This window comes from Microlunatus capsulatus (assembly GCF_017876495.1).
GTDB classification, from domain to species: Bacteria; Actinomycetota; Actinomycetes; order Propionibacteriales; family Propionibacteriaceae; genus Microlunatus; species Microlunatus capsulatus.
Map to the genome: position 1 here is coordinate 2,224,346 of NZ_JAGIOB010000001.1, position 21,409 is coordinate 2,245,754.

Annotated in this window: 17 protein-coding genes and 1 riboswitch; of the genes, 8 read left to right on the forward strand and 9 right to left on the reverse strand. The window is 74.7% G+C overall.

From position 1 onward, the window contains the following. The 5 genes from JOF54_RS10275 to JOF54_RS10295 all read right to left on the reverse strand — a co-directional run bounded on the left by JOF54_RS10275 (nt 1) and on the right by JOF54_RS10295 (nt 7,287). Complete coding sequence (locus tag JOF54_RS10275) at nt 1-393, reverse strand: pyridoxamine 5'-phosphate oxidase family protein (RefSeq protein WP_210055345.1); 393 nt, start codon at nt 391-393, stop codon at nt 1-3. Continuing rightward, nucleotides 390-4,034 carry a cobaltochelatase subunit CobN gene (gene cobN, locus JOF54_RS10280; RefSeq protein WP_210055347.1) on the reverse strand — a complete coding sequence of 1,215 codons (3,645 nt, stop codon included), beginning with the start codon at nt 4,032-4,034 and terminating at the stop codon, nt 390-392. Before cobN ends, JOF54_RS10275 begins: the two co-directional genes overlap by 4 nt. A 113-nt stretch (nt 4,035-4,147) precedes the next feature. Continuing rightward, a complete protein-coding gene (locus JOF54_RS10285; protein ID WP_210055349.1) occupies nt 4,148-4,633 on the reverse strand; it encodes a pyridoxamine 5'-phosphate oxidase family protein in 486 nt (161 codons plus the stop codon). Nucleotides 4,634-4,685: 52 nt separating this feature from the next. Then, nucleotides 4,686-5,543 (reverse strand): NAD-dependent epimerase/dehydratase family protein, encoded by an 858-nt coding sequence (locus JOF54_RS10290; RefSeq protein WP_210055351.1) that lies wholly within the window; start codon nt 5,541-5,543, stop codon nt 4,686-4,688. Between the two features lie 43 nt (nt 5,544-5,586). Continuing rightward, on the reverse strand, nt 5,587-7,287 hold the full coding sequence (locus JOF54_RS10295) for an acyltransferase (protein ID WP_210055353.1): 1,701 nt from the start codon (nt 7,285-7,287) through the stop codon (nt 5,587-5,589). Between the two features lie 206 nt (nt 7,288-7,493). Here JOF54_RS10295 and JOF54_RS10300 point away from each other — a divergent pair, with 206 nt between their 5' ends. From JOF54_RS10300 to JOF54_RS10315, 4 genes are all read left to right on the forward strand, one after another. Further along, nucleotides 7,494-8,513, forward strand: coding sequence for an ABC transporter permease subunit (locus tag JOF54_RS10300; RefSeq protein ID WP_307804027.1), 1,020 nt, complete (start codon nt 7,494-7,496; stop codon nt 8,511-8,513). Next, a complete protein-coding gene (locus JOF54_RS10305; protein ID WP_307804028.1) occupies nt 8,510-9,457 on the forward strand; it encodes a carbohydrate ABC transporter permease in 948 nt (315 codons plus the stop codon). Before JOF54_RS10300 ends, JOF54_RS10305 begins: the two co-directional genes overlap by 4 nt. 129 nt (nt 9,458-9,586) lie before the next feature. After that, entirely contained in the window at nt 9,587-11,257 is a 1,671-nt protein-coding gene (locus tag JOF54_RS10310) for a type 2 periplasmic-binding domain-containing protein (protein ID WP_210055355.1), read from the forward strand. Then, nucleotides 11,254-13,011, forward strand: a complete 1,758-nt coding sequence (locus tag JOF54_RS10315; protein WP_210055357.1) for a hypothetical protein — start codon at nt 11,254-11,256, stop codon at nt 13,009-13,011. The genes JOF54_RS10310 and JOF54_RS10315 overlap by 4 nt, the downstream gene beginning before the upstream one ends. Nucleotides 13,012-13,082: 71 nt before the next feature. On the opposite strand, the gene JOF54_RS10320 is transcribed toward JOF54_RS10315, so the two are convergent. Both JOF54_RS10320 and JOF54_RS10325 read right to left on the reverse strand, forming a co-directional pair. Beyond that, complete coding sequence (locus tag JOF54_RS10320; protein ID WP_210055359.1) at nt 13,083-14,087, reverse strand: hydroxyacid dehydrogenase; 1,005 nt, start codon at nt 14,085-14,087, stop codon at nt 13,083-13,085. After that, nucleotides 14,084-14,929, reverse strand: a complete 846-nt coding sequence (locus tag JOF54_RS10325; RefSeq protein ID WP_210055361.1) for a sugar phosphate isomerase/epimerase family protein — start codon at nt 14,927-14,929, stop codon at nt 14,084-14,086. Before JOF54_RS10325 ends, JOF54_RS10320 begins: the two co-directional genes overlap by 4 nt. Before the next feature lie 124 nt (nt 14,930-15,053). Here JOF54_RS10325 and JOF54_RS10330 point away from each other — a divergent pair, with 124 nt between their 5' ends. Genes JOF54_RS10330 through JOF54_RS10340 form a run of 3 tightly spaced genes read left to right on the forward strand, consistent with a single transcriptional unit; the run spans nt 15,054 to nt 18,347 of the window. Continuing rightward, nucleotides 15,054-16,154, forward strand: coding sequence for a ferredoxin-like domain-containing protein (locus tag JOF54_RS10330; RefSeq protein WP_210055364.1), 1,101 nt, complete (start codon nt 15,054-15,056; stop codon nt 16,152-16,154). Further along, a complete protein-coding gene (locus JOF54_RS10335; RefSeq protein WP_210055366.1) occupies nt 16,147-16,833 on the forward strand; it encodes a precorrin-8X methylmutase in 687 nt (228 codons plus the stop codon). The genes JOF54_RS10330 and JOF54_RS10335 overlap by 8 nt, the downstream gene beginning before the upstream one ends. Then, complete coding sequence (locus JOF54_RS10340) at nt 16,830-18,347, forward strand: precorrin-2 C(20)-methyltransferase (protein ID WP_210055367.1); 1,518 nt, start codon at nt 16,830-16,832, stop codon at nt 18,345-18,347. Before JOF54_RS10335 ends, JOF54_RS10340 begins: the two co-directional genes overlap by 4 nt. A 53-nt stretch (nt 18,348-18,400) precedes the next feature. Here JOF54_RS10340 and cobM read toward each other — a convergent pair whose 3' ends face one another. Both cobM and cbiE read right to left on the reverse strand, forming a co-directional pair. After that, complete coding sequence (gene cobM, locus JOF54_RS10345) at nt 18,401-19,138, reverse strand: precorrin-4 C(11)-methyltransferase (protein WP_210055370.1); 738 nt, start codon at nt 19,136-19,138, stop codon at nt 18,401-18,403. Then, nucleotides 19,135-20,328, reverse strand: a complete 1,194-nt coding sequence (gene cbiE / locus JOF54_RS21915) for a precorrin-6y C5,15-methyltransferase (decarboxylating) subunit CbiE (protein ID WP_210055372.1) — start codon at nt 20,326-20,328, stop codon at nt 19,135-19,137. The genes cobM and cbiE overlap by 4 nt, the downstream gene beginning before the upstream one ends. 51 nt (nt 20,329-20,379) lie before the next feature. Between cbiE and JOF54_RS10355 the strand changes: the two genes are divergently transcribed. Beyond that, on the forward strand, nt 20,380-21,252 hold the full coding sequence (locus tag JOF54_RS10355) for a hypothetical protein (RefSeq protein ID WP_210055374.1): 873 nt from the start codon (nt 20,380-20,382) through the stop codon (nt 21,250-21,252). A gap of 40 nt (nt 21,253-21,292) precedes the next feature. Continuing rightward, nucleotides 21,293-21,408: riboswitch (cobalamin riboswitch) on the forward strand. Nucleotide 21,409: the final 1 nt, after the last annotated feature.

A 21,409-nucleotide genomic window follows, 5' to 3' on the forward strand; every position in this document is an offset into this window, starting at 1 on the left:
TCAGCCCCGGCCGAGGACGCGGTCGACCTGCATCACCAGGACGACCCGGAGCGGGTTCTCCCGCGGCACGCGGTACCGCTCGGCGTAGCGGCGCTCGGCGTCGGCCACGACCTCGGGGTCGCGCTCGACGTGCAGCAGCCCGGACAGGGTGAGCCAGCGGGCCCGGTCCACCTGGCACAGCGCCCCGACGGCCCCCGGCCGCCCGGCCAGCCGCGCCTTGACCGACTCCCCGCTGGTGATCACCCGGGCCAGCCGGGTCGCCGGCTCGTAGGTGAACCCGACGGGGACGACGTGCGGCGTCCCGTTCGCCCGGACGTTGGTGAGCGTGGCCAGGTGCCGCTCGGCGAGGAAGGTGAGGACGTCGTCGCCGAGGTCGGCGAGGTCGAGGCTCACTGGTCGCGGTCCTCGAGGTCGCCCTCGACGTCGAGGTAGACCTGCTGCATCTGCTCCACCAGCTCGGGGTCGGGCTCGGCCCACAGCCCCCGCTCGGCCGCCTCGCCCAGCTTCTCGATGATCCCGCGCAGCGCCCACGGGTTGGCGTGCTTCATGAAGTCCTGGTTGACCTTGTCCAGCACGTAGCTCTCGGCCAGCTGCGCGTACATCCAGTCGGGCACCACGCCGGCGGTGGCGTCGAAGCCGAAGAGGTAGTCGACGGTGGCGGCCAGCTCGAAGGCGCCCTTGTAGCCGTGCCGCTGCATGGCCCCGATCCAGCGCGGGTTGACCACCCGGGCGCGGAACACCCGGGCCGTCTCCTCGCCCAGGGTGCGGGTGCGGACGGCCTCGGGGACGGTCGAGTCGCCGACGTAGGCCTTGGGCGCCGTCCCGGTCAGCGCCCGGACCGTCGCGACCATGCCCCCGTGGTACTGGAAGTAGTCGTCGGAGTCGGCGATGTCGTGCTCGCGGGTGTCGATGTTCTTGGCCGCGATGCTGATCCGCCGGTAGTTGGCCTCCATGTCCTCCCGGGCCGGGGCGCCGTCGAGGTCGCGGCCGTAGGCGAAGCCTCCCCAGGCCGTGTAGACCTCGGCCAGGTCGGCGTCGTCGCGCCAGTTGCCCGCCTCGATCAGCGGCAGGATGCCCGCCCCGTAGGAGCCGGGCTTGGAGCCGAAGATGCGGGTGGTGGCCCGGCGCTCGTCGCCGTGCGCGGCCAGGTCGGCCTGCGCGTGGGCGCGGACGTAGTTCTGCTCGGCCGGCTCGTCCCGGTCGGCGACCAGCCGGACGGCGTCGTCGAGCATGGCCAGCACGTGCGGGAACGCGTCGCGGAAGAAGCCGGAGATCCGCACCGTGACGTCGATCCGCGGCCGGCCCAGCTCGGCCAGCGGCAGCACGTCCAGGCCGGTCACCCGGCGCGACGCCTCGTCCCAGACGGGGACGACGCCGAGCAGCGCGAGCACCTCGGCCACGTCGTCGCCGGAGGTGCGCATGGCCGACGTGCCCCACACCGACAGCCCGACCGACTGCGGGTACTCCCCCGTGTCGTCGAGGTGGCGCTGGACCAGCGACTCGGCCATCGCCTGACCGGTCTGGTAGGCCAGCCGCGAGGGGATGGCCTTGGGGTCGACCGAGTAGAAGTTGCGCCCGGTGGGCAGCACGTTGACGAGGCCGCGGAGCGGGGAGCCCGAGGGCCCGGCCGGGACGTAGCCGCCGGCCAGCGCGTGCAGGGTGTTGCCGATCTCGTCGGCGGTCCGGGCCAGCCGCGGCACGACCTCGAGGCAGGCGAAGGTCAGCGCGGCCGCCGCCCCGGCGTTCTCGACGCCCAGGACCTCGTCGACGACGGCGGGCACGGCGGCGGCGTCCCAGCCCCGGTCGGCGAGGGCGACGACGAGGGCGCGGGCCTGCTCCTCGACGGCGTCGACCTGCGCGAGCGGGGCGTCGCCCTCGGTGAGCCCGAGGGCGGTGCGCAGCCCCGGCACGCCGTTGACCTGGCCGCCGAACACCTGGTTGGCCCGGAGCACGGCGAGCACGAGGTTGACCAGCTCGTCGCCCTGGGGCACCTGCCCCAGCACGTGCAGCCCGTCGCGGATCTGCACGTCCTTGATCTCGCACAACCAGCCGTCGACGTGCATGACGAAGTCGTCGAAGGCCTCGTCGTCGGGGCGGTCGGTGAGGCCCAGCTCGGCGTCCATCTGGGCGGCCTGGATCAGCGTCCAGATCTCGCCGCGGAGCGCCGGGACCTTGGCCGGGTCCATCGCCGCGACGTTGCCGTACTCGTCCAGCAGCTGCTCCAGCCGGGCGATGTCGCCGTAGGACTCGGCGCGGGCCATCGGCGGGATGAGGTGGTCGACGACGGTGGCGTGGGCGCGGCGCTTGGCCTGCGTGCCCTCGCCCGGGTCGTTGACCAGGAAGGGGTAGACCAGCGGCAGCGAGCCCAGCGCCGCGTCGGTCCCGCAGGCCGCCGACATGCCCATGTTCTTGCCCGGCAGCCACTCGAGGTTGCCGTGCTTGCCCACGTGGACGACGGCGTGGGCGCCGAACTCGTGCTGCAGCCAGCCGTAGACGGCGAGGTAGTGGTGGGTGGGCGCGAGGTCGGGGTCGTGGTAGATCGCGATCGGGTTCTCCCCGAAGCCGCGGGGCGGCTGCACGAGGATGACGACGTTCCCGGCCTGCAGCGTCGCGGCCACGATCTCGCCGTCGGCGTCGCGGGTCGTGTCGACGAACAGCTCGCCCGGCGCCTCGCCCCAGGCCGCGGTGACGGCGTCGGTCAGCTCGGCCGGCAGGTCGGCGAACCAGCGCCGGTAGGTGGCGGCCGGCACCCGGGCCGGCTGCCCGGACAGCTGGCCCGACGTCAGCCACTCCGGGTCCTGGCCGCCGGCGGCGATGAGGGCGTGCATGAGCGCGTTGCCCGCGGTGGTGTCGGCCGACTCGCCCTCGACCGGCTCCAGCGGACCGGTGCCGGGGATGTCGCCGGGGGCCCCGAGGTCGTAGCCCTCCTCGCGGAGGGCGCGGAGCAGCCGGATGACCGAGACGGGGGTGTCGAGGCCGACGGCGTTGCCGATCCGGGAGTGCTTGGTGGGGTAGGCCGAGAGCACGAGGGCGATCCGCCGCTCGCTGGGTGCGAGGTGCCGGAGCCGGCCGTGGTTGACGGCGATCTCGGCCACCCGGCGGCAGCGCTCGAGGTCGGGCACGTAGGTGGGCAGGCCGTCGGCGTCGGTCTCCTTGAAGGAGAAGGGGACGGTGATGATCCGGCCGTCGAACTCGGGCACCGCGACCTGGGTCGCGACGTCCAGCGGGCTCATCCCCTCGTCGGACTCCGCCCAGACCGCGCGCGGGGTGGTCAGGCAGAGGCCCTGCAGGATGGGGATGTCCAGCGCGGCCAGCGCCTGCACGTCCCAGGCGCCGTCGTCCTCGCCGGCCGACGCCGTGGCCGGGCGGGTGCCGCCCGCGGCCAGCACCGTGGTGACCAGGGCGTCGAGGGTGCCGAGGTGGGCCAGCAGGTCGGCCGGGGCGTCGCGCAGCGAGGCGGCGAAGACCGGCAGCCCTACCCCGCCCGCCGCGTCGACGGCGTCGGCCAGCGCGTGCACGTAGGCGGTGTTCCCCGCCGTCTGCTGCGCCCGGTAGAAGAGGATCCCGACGCGGGGCCGGACCTGCTCCGCGGCCACCGGTTCGGGACGGGCGAGCTCGCCCCAGACCGGCTGGGCGACGGGCGGCTCGAAGCCCTCGCCGGTGAGCAGCACGGTGTCGGAGAGGAAGGCGTGCAGCTGGGCCAGGTTCTCCGGCCCGCCCTGCGCCAGGTAGACGTGGGCGTCGGCGGCGATGCCGATGGGCACCGTCGAGAGCTCCATCAGCGAGGCGTCGGGCGCCTGCTCCCCGCCGAGGACGACCATCGGCTGGCCCTCGCCGCGGATCCGGGCGAAGCCCGAGCAGAGCGACTGGGCCGAGCCGAGGATGCGGGCGACGATGAGGTCGGCGGCCGCGAAGACCTCGGCCATCTCGGTGTGCGCGGTCTTCGTCGGGTTGACGTACACGTAGTCCGCGCCCGACGCGCGCGCCGACAGCAGGTCGGTGTCCGACGTCGAGACCAGGGCGATGCGCGTCATGGCCGCCACCCTAGGCGCTCCCGGTGACAGCCCCTCCCGGCCGCCGGCCCCCGCTGACCCGGTCGTGTGAGGAGTTCGTCCGGGTGCTCGCGGACGAGCTCCTCACACCGTGCTCAGAGCTCGACGACCTCGTTCTCGTTGCCCTGGTAGCGCTCGCCGGTCGTCTTGACCTTGACCAGGCTCAGCACCGACGCGACCAGGCCGCCGGGGGTGTCCCAGTACTCGGCCGTCTCGCCGGTCACCTTGACCACGACGACCGAGTCGTCGCGCGGGCCCTGGGGGAACCAGCCCTCCATCTGCGGGGACCACAGCTCCTCGGCCTTGTCCGGGTCGGTGAGGACCTCGGCGGTCCCGCTCACCGACACCCAGACGTCGCGCGAGGTCAGGGCCACGCCGACCCGCGGCTGCGCGCTGATGTGCTCCACCTTGCGCGAGCTCTTCGAGGAGAGGAACCAGAGGTTCCCGTCGAAGTCGGTGTCCTGCTGGGCCATCGGGCGGCTGACGAAGGCGCCGGTCTCGTCGACGGTGGTGAGCATGGCGAAGTCGATGCCCTTCGCCAGCTCGGCGATCTTCTGGACGGGGGTGGGGTCGGAGGTCATACCTGTCCTTCCGCCCCCGCCCCGTCCCGGGACGCAGCCGCGCGCCCTCGGCTCAGCCGGCGTAGTCGCCGGCGCGGACCTCGTCGACCACGCGGGAGCGGCGGGGCGACCAGCCCAGCGACAGCGCGTAGCCGTTGTCGAACTGCTGGTCGAGCAGCAGGGCGTCGGCGAAGGCCTCGCCCAGCCGGGCGCGGGTGGCCTCGACGGGCTCGGGCGCCACCGGGTCGCCGGTGGCCTCGGCCACCGCCCGGACGGTCGGGGCGCCGGCGGTCACGCCCAGCACCCGGCCCAGCACCTCGCCGCGCTCCAGCACGAGGACGTAGAGGTCGGCGAGGTCGTCGACGTGCACGGTGCCCCAGTGCTGGGAGCCGTCGCCGATCAGGATGAGGGCGCCGTCGGCGGTGCGCGGTCCGCGCAGCAGGACGTTCGGCAGCCCGCCGCCGTGGCCGTGGACGACGGCCGGGGCCACGATCCCGCCCCGCAGGCCGGCGCCCAGGACGATGTCCTCGACGCCCGGCCGCCACGCGGTGAGCGCCGGCGGGTTCAGCGGCGACTGCTCGCTCAGCCCTTCCCCGGCACCCCAGATCCACAGCCCGCTGGTGTGCACGTAGGGCTTCTCGGTGCCGGCGAACGCCTGGACGGCGGCCGTGGCCACGGCGGCGTCGAAGTCGGGGCTGGAGGCGTCGCCCGGGGACGCGGTGTGCACGGCGCCGTCGACGCGTGCGAGCTGCGCGGCCACCCAGGTCGCGTCGGTGAGGTCACCGGTCACCGGGGTGGCCCCCAGGCCGCTGACCTTCTCCGCCGACGCCTCGCTGCGGACCGCCGCGGTCACCTGGTGCCCGCGCTCGACGAGCCGGGGGAGCAGGGCCGAGCCGATGTAACCGGTGCCACCGGTGAGGAAGATGTTCACCTCTCGAGCAGCACCGGACCGCGGCCCGGCATTCCCGCGCCGGTCAGGTCAACCGCAGCGCCGGCTCCGGCCGGTGGATGCCGCGGGGCCGGTAGCCGAGCAGCTCCGAGACCCCGACGAGGTCCGACAGCAGCCAGGCGATGGCCAGCCACATCTCCGTGCCCTGCAGCCCGGGCACCGTCGCGGGCAGCGCCGAGGTGGCGGGGTGCGGGGCCTGGAAGCCGAAGCCCTGGCCGTCGGTCCAGTGGCCCAGCAGGTCGCCGAGCAGCCGGGTGGCCAGCGCCCGCACCTCGGCGGCGCGGTGGTCGGTCTGCCGGCCCGCCAGCCACAGCGGGTGGGCGACGTCGAGCACGTTGCAGGCGTTCTGCCGGTCCGGGGCGAACAGCTCGGGGTTGCGCGCGTGCTCCAGCACCGTGTCGACCACGCGCTCCGGGTACGGCACCGGCAGCCCGAACTGGGCGAAGGTGCCGCGGGAGGCGCGGTAGAAGCCGTTGACGACCTGCAGCAGGCCGCCGTTGCCCTCGACCGTGCCCCACATGCCGGTCCGGGGGTCGGCCCGGGTGGTCAGCCAGCCGAACAGGGCCTCCGACGCCCCGGCCGGTCCGGTGACCCCGCGCGGCAGGTTCCAGCGCAGGGCCGTGCCGAGCATGTCGACCCAGGCGCCCGAGCCCCAGGCCCGGCCCTCCCAGGGCTGGTTCGCCAGGCCCTCGACCAGCTCGCCGGCGTCCATCTCGGCCACCCGGTGCACGGGGTGCTCGAAGCCGCTGCCCAGCACGTCGAGGGCGTACCCGACGCAGAGCACGTGGTAGCAGACGTCGCCGTCGGACAGGTCGGCCGCGGCGGCCAGCGGGCGGCCCTCGGGGTCGAAGGTCGGGACCAGGCCGGTCTTGGGGTCCTGCAGCACCCGCAGCCGGCGGACCTGCTCGGCGGCCGGCAGCTGGTCGGGCGCCCGGCCCAGCAGCAGGTCGGCGATCTCGATCGCGTCGCACTGCGCCCGGACGGTGACGGGGTGGCCGGGCCGGTCGACGAACAGGCCGTCCTGCAGCTCGGGCCGCCACGAGCGGGCCAGCACGTCCTGCACCTGCTCGCGGGCGCGGCCGGCGAAGGCGCTGACCCGCGCGCCGAGGTCGCCGGAGCGGGCGGCCGTCGCGGCCCCGGCCGGCGGGACCCGCCAGCGGAGCAGCCGGGCGGGGTTGCCGCCGACGACGGCGCCCGCCGGCACGTCCTTGGTGACGACGGCCCCCGCGGCCAGCACCGCCTTGTCGCCGACGGTGACGCCGTCGAGGACGACGACGTGCGAGCCCACCCAGACGTCGTCGCCGATGGTGATGCCCTTCGTCGAGATGGGCTGGCGGAAGACCTCGGTGTCGGGGTCGGCCATCGTGTGGTTGAAGGCGAGGATCGAGGTGTGCGCGCCGATCCGGACGGCGTCGCCCAGCCGGACGTCGCCGCGGACCACGGTGAAGGCGTTGACGGTGCAGTTGCGGCCCGCCACGACGCTGCCGGTGAGGTAGGCGTGGGCGGCGACGTAGCTGTCGGGGCCGAGCTCGAGGTGGTCGGTCTGCACGGCGGCCAGGGTGCTGAGGAACACCCGCTCCCCCAGCACGACGTCGGTCCGCGCGGCCAGCTCGCGCTGCAGCGCGAGCTGCTCCTGCTGCTCCTGCTCGCCGGCCCGGCGCCAGAACCACCAGGGCGAGTAGTCGAAGGGGTGCTGGTCGAACGGGGACGGGCCGGCGTCGCTCATCGAACCTCGATGTCCTGGGACGGGAGTGGGGCGTCAACGCCTGGGTCCGGCTCTTCCACCTGCCGCGGAACGCGTGCTAACTTGAGCGTCGATCGGCCGGGTAAGCGTTTACCAAACTGTAGCGCCACCCCCGGGGCCGGCACAACGCCGTCCGACCGTCCGACTCCGTGGGCCTGCGGGTCCACTCCTGAAGCAGGTGACGTGGTGTGAGCTCAAAGGTGAACTTCAACGCAGTCGGCAAGCGCCTCCCGGGGGCCACCTCGACCTCGGTCGACGCCCCGGGCGGCACGTCCGCCGGGACCGGGACCTCCCGGCCCAAACAACGACCCAAGCTGACGCGGGACAAGCTGCTGATCCTGCTGCTGGGGCTGCCCGGCGGGATCGCGCTGGTGCTGTTCCACTACGTGCCGCTGCTGGGCAACGTGATCGCGTTCCAGGACTACCAGCCCTACCTCGGCATCACCGAGGCCGAGTTCGTCGGCTTCACGAACTTCTCGTTCCTCTGGGACGGGAACGCCGATTTCCTCAACGCGCTCTACAACACCGTCATCCTGACGATCATCCAGACGGTGCTGGTGTTCCCCATCCCGCTGGCCCTGGCGCTGCTGCTCAACAGCCTCGCCGGTGAGCGGCTGAAGCGGACGCTGCAGTCGATCCTCTACCTGCCGCACTTCCTGTCCTGGGTGATCGTGGTCGCGCTGTTCCAGCAGATGCTGGGCAATGCGGGCATGCTCAACACCTTCCTGGTGCAGCACGACCTGCCGATCATCCAGATCATCGGCGTGCCGGAGCTGTTCAAGGCCCTGCTCACGTCGCAGGCGATCTGGAAGGACGCCGGCTGGGGCACGATCATCTTCCTGGCCGCGATCTCGCGGATCGACCAGGAGCAGTACGAGGCGGCCGCCGTCGACGGCGCGAACGCCCGCCAGCGGATGTTCAGCATCACCCTGCCGGCCCTCAAGGGCCTGTTCATCCTGCTGCTGATCCTGCGCCTGGGCAGCAGCCTCTCGGTCGGCTTCGAGCAGATCGTGCTGCAGCAGGGCCCGGTGGGCCTGCAGGCCAGCGAGGTGCTGGACACCTGGGTCTACAACTACGGCATCCTCGGCGGGAACTGGGGTGTCTCGGCCGCCGCCGGCCTGGTCAAGGGCCTGGTGGGCGTGCTCTTGGTGATCGGGGCCAACAAGCTGGCCCACGCGTTCGGCGAGCGAGGGGTGTACGAGAAGTGACCACGATCGAGAACGCCACCATCGGCGACGACACCGAGAACAAGGCCGTCCGCAGCGACGGTAAGCGGCCGCCGTGGATGGAGAAGCCCTCCACGTTGACGCAGGTCGTCAAGTTCATCGCGCTGGCCGTGGCCGTCGCGCTGGTGATCATCCCGTTCTGGTCGGTGATCGCCACCTCGCTGGCCGACCAGCAGACGATCAACGAGTCCGGCGGCGGGATGGTCATGTGGCCGGGCGGCATCAGCCTGGACGCCTACGCCGCCGTGCTCTCGGGCGGCGTCGTGACCCGCGCGGTGATCATCTCCGTCGGCATCACGGTGATCGGCACGCTGCTCTCGCTGGCCGCCACGGCCGGCCTGGCCTACTGGCTCTCCCGGCCGGGCGCCCCCGGCGCCAAGCCGGTGCTGATGCTGGTGCTCGGCGCCGTGCTGTTCTCCCCCGGCCTGATCCCCAGCTACCTGGTGGTCAAGGAGTTCAACCTCCTCGACTCGCTGTGGTCGCTGATCCTGCCGGTGCTGGTCAACGCCTTCAACGTCATCGTCATGCGGGCGTTCTTCCAGGAGCTGCCGCAGGAGCTGTTCGAGTCGGCGGCCATCGACGGCGCCAGCTCGGCGACGGTGCTGTTCAAGATCGTCCTGCCGCTGTCCAAGGCCGTGTTCGCGGTGATCGGGCTCTTCTACGCCGTCGCCTACTGGAACGCCTTCTTCAACGCGCTGCTCTACATCCAGTCCAGCGACAAGTGGCCGATGGCCCTGGTGCTGCGCACCTACGTCGTCAACCAGAGCACGATCGGCGGCGACCAGGTCTCGGCCGAGGTGCTGCCGCCCCAGCTGCCGCTGCAGATGGCGATCCTCGTGATCGCCATCGTGCCGATCCTCATGCTCTACCCCTTCCTGCAGCGCCACTTCGCGAAGGGCGTGATGATCGGCGCCGTCAAGGGCTGACGCCGACCCCGGCCGGGACCCCCGGCCGCCCGACCACGACCCCCGACCGGCGTCCGCGCCGGCCGGAGCGCACCACCGACACCCACCCCGAGGACGAGGACCCGACCCCTGTCGGATCAAGGAGGATCCATGACCACCAGTGCATTCAGCCGGCGGAAGCTGCTGGCCGGAGCCGGCGGCGCCGCCGCCCTGATCGGCAGCGGCAGCCTGACCGCGTGCGGCGGAGGCGGCGCCGGGGGCAGCGGCGGCAACGCGGCGAGCGTCAACGCCGCTGTCGGCCTGCCCACCTATGTGCCCTACACCGGGCTGAAGCCCGACCTGCCCGGCACCGAGCAGGGCGTCGACCCGGCGTTCCGCAACTTCCCGCAGGACAACCCGAAGTCCGTCCCCGAGAAGCCCGGCTCGGGCGGCACCCTCACCGGCATGGCGAACATCTACTTCGCCGTCCCGCCGGGTCCGGACCGCAACAGCTACTGGAAGGGCCTCAACGAGCGGCTCGGCGTCGAGCTCGACCTGCAGATGGTCAGCAACGCCGACTACCTGCAGAAGTTCCCGACGACCATCGCCGGCAACGACCTGCCCGACATGCTGCAGGTGCCCAACGGCGCCCCGCCGCCCGTGCCGAACATGCCGCAGCTGCTCGACAAGCGGTTCACCAACCTCACCGAGCACCTCTCCGGCGACGCGGTCAAGGACTACCCCAACCTGGCCAACCTGCCCACCCGCAGCTGGAAGGCCGCCGTCTACAACGGCGGCATCTACGGCATCCCGATCCCCCGCGGCGCCATCGGCTCGTACCACTTCATCCGCAAGGACCTCTTCGACGCCGCCGGCGTCTCGACCGAGCCCAAGACCTACGAGGAGCTCGTCGAGACCACCAAGGCGCTGACGGACCCGAAGAAGCGCCGCTGGGCGTTCGGGCTGTTCAACCAGCCCCGCCAGCTGCTGGGCCGGATGAACGAGGAGCCGAACGTCTGGGCGGAGGAGGGCGGCAAGCTCACCCACGTCTACGAGACCGACAACTACGCCAAGACCGTCGACGACCTCATCACGATGTGGAAGTCGGGGGTCATGCACCCGGACTCCTTCAACCCGGCCCAGCCGTTCAAGCAGCTGTTCAACGCCGGCACGGTGGCCATCAACGCGGCCGACGGCTACCCGGGCTGGACGCAGTACATCCTCGACAACGCCTCGAACCCCGACTTCGAGCTGGGCCTGATGCCCATCTACAAGCGCGACGGCAGCGAGCTGGCCGCCTGGAACCTCGGCAGCGGCTTCTTCTCCACCACCCTGCTCAAGAAGCAGGACGATCCGGAGAAGATCAAGGAGATCCTGCGCGTCCTCAACTACCTCGCCGCGCCGTTCGGCACCGAGGAGTACAAGTACCGCCTCTACGGCGAGGAGGGCGTGGACCACACGGTCGACAGCGCGGGGAACCCGGTGCTGTCCAAGACCGGCACCGCGAACACGGTCATCCCCATCCGCTACCTGGCGGACAGCCCCTACACGATCTACATGCCGGGCCGGCCGCAGGACGCCGACACCCAGCACGCCTACCAGTCGAAGGAGGTGCCCACGGGCATCGACAACCCGACGATCGGGCTCTACTCGAACACCGCGTCGAGCAAGAACGCGACGGCGGACAAGGCGTTCACCGACGGCGTCAACGACATCGTCCAGGGCCGCCGGCAGCCGTCGGAGCTGAAGAACCTCGTCAGCACCTGGAAGAGCGCCGTCGGCGACGCGATGCGCAAGGAGTACGAGGAGCAGCTGCAGACCGTCGGGGCCACCCCCGGGTGACCGACCTGCCCTCCCCCCTCGGGCTGCTGGAGGCCGGGGTGTCCGCCTGGGCACCCCACCTCCAGTCCGACGGGACCCTGCACGACCCGGTGCTCGACGCCCCGACCCAGTACGGCACGGCCTACCTCGCGTGGTGCTGCGCCGTGCTGGGCACCCGGCCCGACGCCGCCGACGGCCCGGTCCAGCGCGACCGGGCCGTCCGGGCGATGGCCGCCGCGCTCGCCCACACCGCCGACCCGTCGCGGCCCCCGCACGCCTCCGGGTTCGACCGCCGGACGCTCAGCGTCACCGGCCGGCTCAACCACCGCGACTTCACCTGGCCGCCGCTGCTCAAGACCCGCCGCGCGCTGGCCGCCGCGGGTGTCGCGCTCGACCCGGACGTCGACGTGCAGGTCGCCGGCGTCGACGTCGAGACCGCCTTCCGCGCCCGCCCGCCGTCCAACTGGGCCGCGGTCTGGATGAGCGGGGAGCTCCTGCGGGTGCAGGCCGGGCTGGCCCCCACCACCCCCGCGCAGCTCGACGACTGGGTCGACGTCTTCTTCGCCGGCGGCGAGGTGGGCCTGGACCTGGAGCTGGGCCTCTACGTCGAGCGCGGGCTGCCCAACGCCTACGACCTCTTCACCCGGCTGCACCTCACCGACCTGCTGGTCCAGGGCTACGACGGCCGCAACCGCGAACGGCTCGTCGCCTTCCTCAGCACCGGCCTGCGCCGCAGCCTGGACCTGCAGCTCTCCGACGGCTCGATGGCCTCGGGCTACCGCAGCGCGGGCCAGACGTGGGTGCTGGGCGCCCAGGTCGCCCTGTTCACCGCCTCCCGCGTGCTGGGCCTGGGGTCCGACGCCGACCGGGAGGAGGCCCGTCTCGCCGCCTGGCGCGCCTACCGCGCGCTGGCCCTCGGCGTCCGGCCCGAGGGCGTGTTCTCGCCCGTCCAGAACGTGCTCCCGCCCGAGCTGCGGGTGGGCTACGAGGCCTACACCGCCGACGGCCACTACAGCCCGCTCGCGCTCGCCTTCCTGGCCGACGCGCTCGTCCACGGCTTCGGCGAGGACGAGCCGCCAGGAGCGGCCGAGCTGGACGCCCGGCCCGCCGTCGTCCGCGTCGAGGGGGCGCCGACCCACCGGGGTGCGGTGTCCCGGGGTCGGGTCTCGCTGGCCGTGCAGGCGGCCGCCGACCCCACCTACGACGCCAGCGGGCTCGTCGACCTGACCTTCGGCACCGGCCGCTCGCTGGTCTTCGTCAGCGCCGCCCGGCACCTCGAGGGCGGGCCCTGGCTGGTGCCGGGCCTGGCCCTGCGGGACGAGCCGGGCGCGTCCCCGGTGACGCCGCCCGGACCGCTCCCCCGCCGGCTGGCCGCACCGCTGCGCGCCGAGGGCGACGTCGGCCTGGCCTTCACCGCGGCCTTCGACGACGGCGACCTGGCCGGCCGTGAGCACCGGTGGTCGGCGTCGCTGACCGGCAGCGGGGTGGACGTGGTCGAGACGGTGCCCGGCTGGTCCGGCCGGCGGACGCTGCTCGTGCCCTACCTGCACGACCGCGGCGACGGCGTCCCCACGGCGGTGACGCGCCTCGCCGACGGCGTCCGGTTCGCGCGCGGCGCCGAGTGGGTGGAGGTGCGCGTCGACGGCCCGCTGGAGCGCCGCAGCGTCCTGCCCGCGGGGTACGCCAACCGCCGCGGGCTCTGCGGCCTGGTCCGGCTGGACCTCGCCGAGCCCGGGGAGACGCTGCGCTGGTCGGTCACCAGCGGCCCGGCCTGACGGGCCGAGTTGTCAGAGCTGAGTTGACCCCCGGGTCAACAGACGTCTGACAACTCGGGAGGCCGCGACCCTCAAGCCATCCGGGCCAGGTCCTCCAGCAGCACCGGGTGCCGGGGCGGGGCGCCGGCGGCGAGGTGCTCCACCTCGTCGAGGGCCAGCGCGGCCATCCGGTGCAGCTCGTTGCCCATCGAGCCCGCGATGTGCGGGGTGAGCAGCACGTTGGGCAGGGTGAACAGCTCGTCGTCGGGTTCCAGCGGCTCGGGGTCGGTGACGTCGAGCATGGCGCTGATCCGACCGCTGCGGAGCTCGCGGCGCAGGGCGTCGTGGTCGACGATCCGGCCGCGGGCGGTGTTGAGGAAGGTGGTGCCGTCGCGCATCGCGGCCAGCTGCGCGGCGCCGATCATTCCGACCGTGCCCGGCAGCAGCGGGGCGTGCAGCGAGACGACGTCGGAGCGGGCCATCAGGGTGTCCAGGTCGACCAGCTCGGCGCCGAGCCGCGCGGCCTCGTCGGCGGTGACGGTGGGGTCGGCCAGCAGCAGCCGCACGTCGAACGTCCGCAGCCGCTCGAGCACCCCGCGGCCGATCGTCGAGGCGCCGATGATGCCGACCACCCGGCCGTAGTTGCCCACCAGGGGCGCGTGCTCGTGGGCGGGCCGCGGCGTGCCGCTGGCGTAGCGGGCGCTGGCGCCCAGCAGGTCCTTGCCGGCCAGCAGGATCTGGGCCAGCGCGAACTCGACGACGGGCACCGCGTTGGCCGCGGCCGCCGTCGTCACGGTGATCCCGCGCTCCCAGCAGACGGGGTCGACGTGGGCCTTGACGGTGCCGGCGGCGTGGGCGACGAGCCGCAGCCGCGGGAGCCGCTCCAGCGCGGCGGCGTCGACCCGCGGGCAGCCCCACCCGGTGAGCAGGACGTCCGCGGCGGCCAGGGCGTCGGCCGGGGCGGTCGCGAAGTCGGTGACCACGAGATCGGGGTCGCAGTCGGCCAGGTCGGTGAGCCGGGTGAGCAGCGCGGGCGGGAGCAGCGCGTCCCGCAGCCCCGCGCCGCGCATCGCCAGCACGACGACGGGACGGCTCACGCCGCGAGCCCCACGGCGTCGGCCCAGCGGCGGAAGGAGGCGCTGGCGACCTCGAGCGGGGCGGCGTCGGGGTACCACATCCGCTCCCACTCCAGGCTGACGACGCCGTCGTAGCCCACCTCGGCGAGCAGCGCGGCGAAAGGGTCGAGCGGCAGGGTGCCCTCGCCCAGCGGTAGCGGCAGCGGGCGGCCGGGCAGGGACGCGTCCTTGACCTGGACCCAGCCGCGGCCGTTCTCCAGCCACGGGCGCAGCGCCGCCCAGGTGTCGGCCAGCGGCTCGCCGACCCGCCAGGGGTGCATGAGGTCCCAGACGGCGCCGACCACCGGGGACTGCACCCGGGCCAGCACGTCGGCGATGAGCGCGCCCGTCGGGTGCGAGTCGTGGGTCTCCAGCGCGGGCCGGACGCCGACCTCCTCGGCGAAGCCGGCGACGGCGTCCAGCCGGCGGGCGGCCCGGTCGGCGACCTCCTCGCGCGGCTCGATGAGGGTGGGCACGGTGTCGTAGGCGCAGGGCTCGGCCGGGGCCCCGGGGAACACGCGGACGAACGGCGCGCCGAGGTCGGCGGCCAGGTCCAGCGCGCCGACGAGGGCGCCCAGCACGACGTCGTCGGGGAGGTCGGAGCCCACCCGCACGTAGCTCGCGACACCGGTGATGGCGATCCCGGCGTCCGCGACGGCCGCGCGGAGGTCCCGGCGCTGCGCTCGCGTCATGGCCGGGTCGGCGAGCTCGCCGGCGCTGAGCCGCAGCTCGACCCCGCCGATGCCGGTCCGGCGCAGGGCGCCGAGCACCTGGTCGAGGTCCTCGCCGGGGGCACCGAGGGTGGAGGCGGACAGCATGACCATGCGGACCTCTTTCGTCGTCGACGGATCTCGCGCTCACCCTACGGCGCGAGGGAAGCGCTTTCCACCGCTGGGGTGGGCGGACGACGGGCGGGCCGGGCCGTCGACGCGACTTACGATGGCGGGCGTGAACGAGGACCGCTGCCCCGGCGTGCTCCGGCCCCACCTGGCGGCCGACGGCGCGATGGTGCGCGTCCGGGTGCCCGGCGGCCAGACCACCGGGCCTGCCCTGGCCGCCCTCGGCCGGGCGGCGGCACGGCACGGCCGCGGCCTGCTCCAGCTGACCTCCCGGGCCGGCCTGCAGGTCCGGGGCCTGCCCGAGGACCTGCCCGACGCCTTCGAGGCCGAGGTCGCGGCGGCGGGCTTCCTGCCCTCGGCGACGCACGAGCGGGTCCGCAACGTCGTCGCCTCCCCGCTCACCGGGCTGCACGGCGGGCTCGCCGACCTGCGCCCGCTGGTCCGCGCCCTCGACACCGCCCTGCAGGCCGACGCCGCCCTGGCGGGGCTGTCCGGCCGCTTCCTCCTCGGGCTCGACGACGGCCGCGGCGACGTCGCCGCCCTGGAGCCCGACCTCACCTACCGCGCCCTCGGGCCCGCGCACGGCCTGCTCGTCGTCGGCTCCGACCGCGGCCGGGTCGTCGCCCTCGACGACGCCGTCCCCGCCCTGCTGGCCCTGGCCCGCAACTTCGACGCCGCCCGCGCGGCCAGCGGGGTGTGGCGGGTCCGCGAGCTGCCGGCCTGGGTGGACGGCCTGGCCGGCTTCGCACCCGTCGACGTGCCGGTCGCGCCCGAGCCGCCGCTGGGCGTCGTCGGCGCGCACGCCGTCGTCGGGGTGCCGCTCGGCTTCCTCACCCCGGCCCAGCTGGCCGCCGTCGTCGCCGTGGCCGGGGACGGCGCCGTCGTCGTCACGCCGTGGCGCAGCCTCGTCGTCACCGGCGGGGCCGACCGGCTGGCGGCGCTGACCGGGGCCGGGCTGGTGGCCGACCCGACGTCGCCCTGGACGGCGCTCAGCGCCTGCGTCGGGGCGCCCTGGTGCGCGTCCGGCCGGGTCGACACCCAGCAGTTGCTGCGCTCGGTCGCGGACGAGGACCGGCGCTGGCCGCGGACCCACGTCAGCGGCTGCGAGCGGCGCTGCGGCGCACCCTCAGGCCCCCACCGCGACCTGGTCGCGCCGACCCGGGAGGCGCTGCTCGCCGTGGCCGCCGCCCCGCTGGTGGCCCATGTCTGAGGCGCCGCTGCCCGGGCCCCCGCGGTCGGACAGCCCGCCGGCACGGCTGTACGACTACGTCACCGACCCGGCCGAGATCTACCGCCGCTCGTTCGCCCAGGTGCGGGCCGAGGCCGACCTGTCGGGGCTGCCCGAGGACGCGAGGACCGTCGCCGTCCGGATGATCCACGCCAGCGGCGACCTCGAGCTGCCGCGCTCGCTCGCCCTGCACCCTCGGCTGGTCGCCGCGGCCCGCGGGGCGCTGGAGGGCGGCGCGACGATCTTCACCGACGCCTACATGATCGCCTCGGGCGTGACCCGCCGCCGGCTGCCCGCCGACAACGCCGTCCGCTGCCTGCTCGACGACCCGCGGGTGCCCGAGCGGGCCCGCGCCTGGTCGACCACCCGCTCCGCGGCCGCCGTCTCGTTCTGGGGCGAGGAGCTGGAGGGGGCGGTGGTGGCCATCGGCAACGCGCCGACCGCCCTGTTCCACCTGCTGGAGCAGGTCGCCGCCGGCGGCCCGCGGCCGGCCGCCGTGCTCGGCATCCCCGTCGGGTTCGTCGGCTCGGCGGAGTCCAAGGTCGCCCTGGTGGAGAACCCGTGGGACCTGCCCTACCTGGTGGTGCACGGGCGCCGGGGCGGGTCGGCGCTGTGCGCGTCGGCGATCAACGCCCTGGCGCAGGAGGAGGAGATCGCGTGACCGGCCGGCTGTACGGGGTGGGCGTCGGCCCCGGGGACCCCGAGCTCGTGACCCTCAAGGCCGCGCGGCTGATCCGCGGGGCCGACGTCGTCGCCTACCACTCCGGGACGGCGGGGCGCTCGATCGCGCGGACGATCGTGGCCGACCTGATCAGCCCGGACGCGACCGAGGAGCTGCTCATCTACCCGGTGACCACCGGGGCGACGGACCACCCGCTGGGCTACTACGGGGCGATCGAGGACTTCTACGACGAGTCGGCCGAGCGGCTGGGCAAGCACCTGGACGCCGGTCGCACCGTCGTCGTGCTGGCCGAGGGCGACCCGCTGTTCTACAGCTCCTACTCCTACCTGCACGACCGGCTGGCCCCGCTCTACCCGGCCGAGATCGTGCCCGGGGTGACCTCGGTCAGCGCGTCGTCGGCGGCCGTCGCCGTGCCGATCAGCCGGCACGAGGACACCTTCACCGTGCTGCCCGGGACGATGCCCGTCCCCGAGCTGGCCCGCCGGCTGGCCGAGGGCGGCGGGGCCGCGGTCATGAAGCTGGGCCGGACCTTCGCCGGCGTGCGCGAGGCGCTGCGGCAGGCCGGCCGGCTGGAGGGCGCCTGGTACGTCGAGCGGGCCAGCACCGGGCGCGAGCGCCGGCTGCCGGTCAGCGAGGTCGACCCCGACGAGGTGCCCTACTTCTCGATGGTCCTGGTGCCCGGTCCCGACCTGCGGGCCGACGCCGCGCAGCGGGCGATGAGCGGGCCGGCGGCGGAGTCCGACGCCGACGTCCCCGCAGACGGCGGGCGGGTGCTCGTCGTCGGGCTGGGTCCGGGACCGGCCCGCTGGGTGACTCCGGAGGTCACCGCCGCGCTGGCCGGCGTGGACCACGTCGTCGGCTACGGCCCCTACGTCGACCGGGTGCCGCAGCGCCCCGGCCTGCAGCGGCACGTCAGCGGCAACACCGTCGAGGTGGACCGCGCGGCCTTCGCGCTGGAGCTCGCCCGCCGCGGCGAGCGGGTGGCCGTCGTCTCCGGGGGCGACGCCGGGGTGTTTGGGATGGCCTCGGCCGTCCACGAGGCGGTGGCCGCCGACGACCGCTTCGCCGATGTCGCCGTCGAGGTGCTGCCCGGGCTCACCGCCGCCCAGGCCGTCGCCGCCCGGGCCGGCGCGCCGCTGGGCGGGGACTACGCCGTCGTCTCCCTCTCGGACCGGCTGAAGCCCTGGGAGCTCGTCGAGCAGCGCCTGCACGCCGTCGGCGCGGCCGACCTGGTGCTGGCCGTCTACAACCCGGCGTCGCGCTCCCGCCGCGAGCAGGTGGCCCGGCTCCGCGCGGTGATGCTGGAGCACCGCGACCCGGCGACCCCGGTGGTGGTCGGCCGCGACGTCGGCCGCGACGGCGAGGAGCTGGAGGTCACCACCCTGGCCGCCCTCGACCCCGACTCGATCGACATGCGCTGCCTGCTGATCATCGGCTCCAGCCGGACGATGGCAGCCCCCAGCGGGGTCTGGACCTCCCGCCGAGGGGATTGAGCTCGAAGAGCGTGTGAGTTCACGAGGTGTACACACCACCCGAACTCACACGATCAGCGAGCGCGCGGTCCGTACAGGTGCGACTCGACGAAGTCGTCGGCCCGGAGGGCCTCGCCGACCAGGATGACGGCGGCCTGGCGCAGCCCGGCGGCCTCGACCTGGTCGGGCATGTCGGCCAGCGTGCCGCGCAGCACCACCTGCTCGGGCTGGGTGGCGCGGCTCACCACGACGACGGGGCACTCGGCGCCGTAGTGCGGCGCCAGCTCGGCGCAGAGGGCGCGCGTCCGGCGGATGGCCAGGTGCAGGGCCAGCGTCGCGCCGGTGGCGGCGAAGGCGGCCAGCGACTCCCCCGGCGGCATCGCCGTCGAGGCGGCCTGGGTGCGGGTCAGCACGACGGACTGGGCCACCTCGGGCACCGTCAGCTCGCGCCCGACGACGGCGGCCGCGGCGGCGTAGGCGGGGACCCCCGGCGTCACGTCCCAGGGGATGCCCAGCCGGTCCAGCCGCCGGGTCTGCTCGGCCAGCGCGGAGTAGAGGGACGGGTCGCCGGAGCACAGCCGCGCGACGTCCTGGCCGGCGGCGTGCGCCTCGGCGAGCACGGCGACGATGGCGTCGAGGTCCAGCGACTGGCTGTCGACCAGCCGGGTGCCCGCCGCGCAGTGGCCCAGCACCTCCGCGTCGAGGTACGTGCCGGCGTAGACGCAGACCGGGCTCGACGCCAGCAGCCGGACGGCGCGCAGGGTCAGCAGGTCGGCCGCGCCGGGACCGGCGCCGATGAAGTGCACGGTCACCGCACGACCCCCCACTGCACGACGGCGCGGGCCGGCTTCCAGCCGTGGAAGCCGCCGATCGCCTCCAGGTGCTCGACGGCGATCCGGGTCAGCGACCCGCCGTGCTCGCGCCAGCGCGCGGCGACGAGCATCTCGGTCTCCTGGGTGACGGCGTGCACCACCAGCCGGCCGCCGGGACGCAGCGCGGCCCAGACGGCGTCGAGGACGGCCGCGCTCCCCCCGCCGCCGACGAAGACCGCGTCCGGTGCGGGCAGCCCGACCAGCGCGTCCGGCGCCGAGCCGACCACCGTCGTCAGCCCCGGCACCCCGAGCCGGGCGGCGTTGCGCCGCACCCGCGCGGCCCGCTCCTCGTGCTGCTCGACGGCGACGGCCCGGCAGGTCGGGTGGCTGCGCATCCACTCGACGCCCACCGAGCCGGCCCCGGCCCCGACGTCCCAGAGCAGGGCACCCGGTCGGGGCTGGAGGTGGGCGAGCGCCGAGGCGCGCAGGTCGCGCTTGGTCAGCTGGCCGTCGTGCTCGTAGGCGGTGTCCGGCAGCCCCGGGGCCAGCGAGGCGGTCATCGCCGCGGACCCGGCCGCGCACTGCACCGCGACGACGGCGAGCGCCGGCCCGGACCCCGACCAGGCCGCGGCCACCACGTCGGCCCGGGTCTCCTCCGGTGCCCCCAGGTCGCCGAGCACGGTCAGCGTGCTGTCGCCGTAGCCGTCCTCGACCAGCAGCGCGGACACCTCCGCGGGCGTGCCCGCGTCGCGCGCCAGCACCAGCACCCGGCGGCCGGGGTAGAGCTCGCGGCGGACCAGGTCGACGTCGTCGCCCCGCAGCCGCACGACGGCGTAGCTGCCGGCGGCCCAGCCGAGGCGGGCGGCGGCGAGGGCCACCGAGGAGACGGCCGGGTGCACGCGGACGGCGTCGGCGCCGAGCAGGTCGACCAGGGTCGAGCCGACGCCGGCGAGCAGCGGGTCGCCGCTGGCCAGCACGACGACGGAGCGCTCCTCGTGCCCGGCGACGAGCCCGGGCAGGGCGCCGCGGAGGTCGCGGGGCCAGGCGGTGCGCTGCTGGCCGGCGACGTCGGGCAGCAGGTCGAGGTGCCGCGGCCCGCCGAGGACCCGGTCGGCCCCCAGCACCAGCGCGCGCTCGGCGGCGCCCAGCGCGTCCCAGCCCGCCGCGCCGATGCCCACCACCTCGATCACCGCTGCACTGTAGTCACTGCGGGCCACGGCCCCCGCGCGTATCGTCCGAGGATGCGGAGGCGCTGCGGCACCGCGCTGGGGGTGGCGGTCCTCGCCCTCCTGGTGGGCTGCACCACGCCCGCCGTCCCGCGCCGGGACCCCCGCCCGGCGGAGCCCGCCCGGACCAGCTGGCAGCTGGGCCACCGGGTCCCGGCCTCGTCCGGCCTCCGGGTGCTCGCCCGGTCCGCCTCGGGGTACTCCGACGCGACGCAGCTCGCCCTCGACGCCGGCGGTCAGGACACCTGCTCCGTCTCGTGGTACCCCGCGGGCACCTACGGGCCGGAGAACAAGGTCGGCGAGCAGGTCCCCGTCGAGGTGGACGGCCGACCCGGCGTGCGGGCCGGCGCCGGAGCCGAGGGCGGTTACCTGATGTGGCAGCGGCCCGACGCGTCCTGGGCCGAGGTCAGCTGCTACCCCGACGAGAGCCCCGCGACCCACCGCCGCGTCGCCGAGGCCGTGGTCTGGGAGCCGACGTCGATGGCCCTGCCGTTCGACCTCGAGCGGCTGCCCGCCGGCTACGGGCCGGAGTCGGTCGAGGTCGACGTCGTCACCGGCGCCACGACCGTGCGGCTCGGGCCCGGTCCGCTCGCGGCGGACGGCGGCCTGGTGCTCTCCTTCGACGGGTCGTCAGCCCCGACCGGCGGCCGTCCGGTGACGGTGGGCGGGCGCGCGGCCACGCAGGGCGAGGACGCGCGGTTCCCCTGGGTCTGCCTGCTCGAGCAGGGCCACCGGGTCTGCGTGGCGGTGGACTCGAGCGACACGGGCCCCTACCCGGACCGCTCCGGCGAGGTGCCCGCGCTGCTGGCCGTCGCGGAGGCCCTGCGCTTCCCGGCGGACCTGGACGACCGATCGTCCTGGACCACCGCCGAGGACGTGTTCGGCTGAGTCCCGCGGCACGTGCGCGGCCGGGAACGGTCGGACCGCTGTGCCATCATCGACCACGGCGCAGCAGAGGAACCCGGTGCGACTCCGGGACGGTCCCGCCACTGTGACCCAGGAGCTCCTGCCACCCAGGTGCTCGTGGGAAGTCAGGCCGTCTGCC

What these genes read in the sequence shown, in the direction of transcription:
- cobN (WP_210055347.1), bottom strand. Translation starts at nt 4,034, where the DNA reads ATGACGCGCATCGCCCTGGTCTCGACGTCGGACACCGACCTGCTGTCG.
- JOF54_RS10285 (WP_210055349.1), bottom strand. Translation starts at nt 4,633, where the DNA reads ATGACCTCCGACCCCACCCCCGTCCAGAAGATCGCCGAGCTGGCGAAG.
- JOF54_RS10295 (WP_210055353.1), bottom strand. Translation starts at nt 7,287, where the DNA reads ATGAGCGACGCCGGCCCGTCCCCGTTCGACCAGCACCCCTTCGACTAC.
- JOF54_RS10310 (WP_210055355.1), top strand. Translation starts at nt 9,587, where the DNA reads ATGACCACCAGTGCATTCAGCCGGCGGAAGCTGCTGGCCGGAGCCGGC.
- JOF54_RS10325 (WP_210055361.1), bottom strand. Translation starts at nt 14,929, where the DNA reads ATGGTCATGCTGTCCGCCTCCACCCTCGGTGCCCCCGGCGAGGACCTC.
- JOF54_RS10335 (WP_210055366.1), top strand. Translation starts at nt 16,147, where the DNA reads ATGTCTGAGGCGCCGCTGCCCGGGCCCCCGCGGTCGGACAGCCCGCCG.
- JOF54_RS10355 (WP_210055374.1), top strand. Translation starts at nt 20,380, where the DNA reads ATGCGGAGGCGCTGCGGCACCGCGCTGGGGGTGGCGGTCCTCGCCCTC.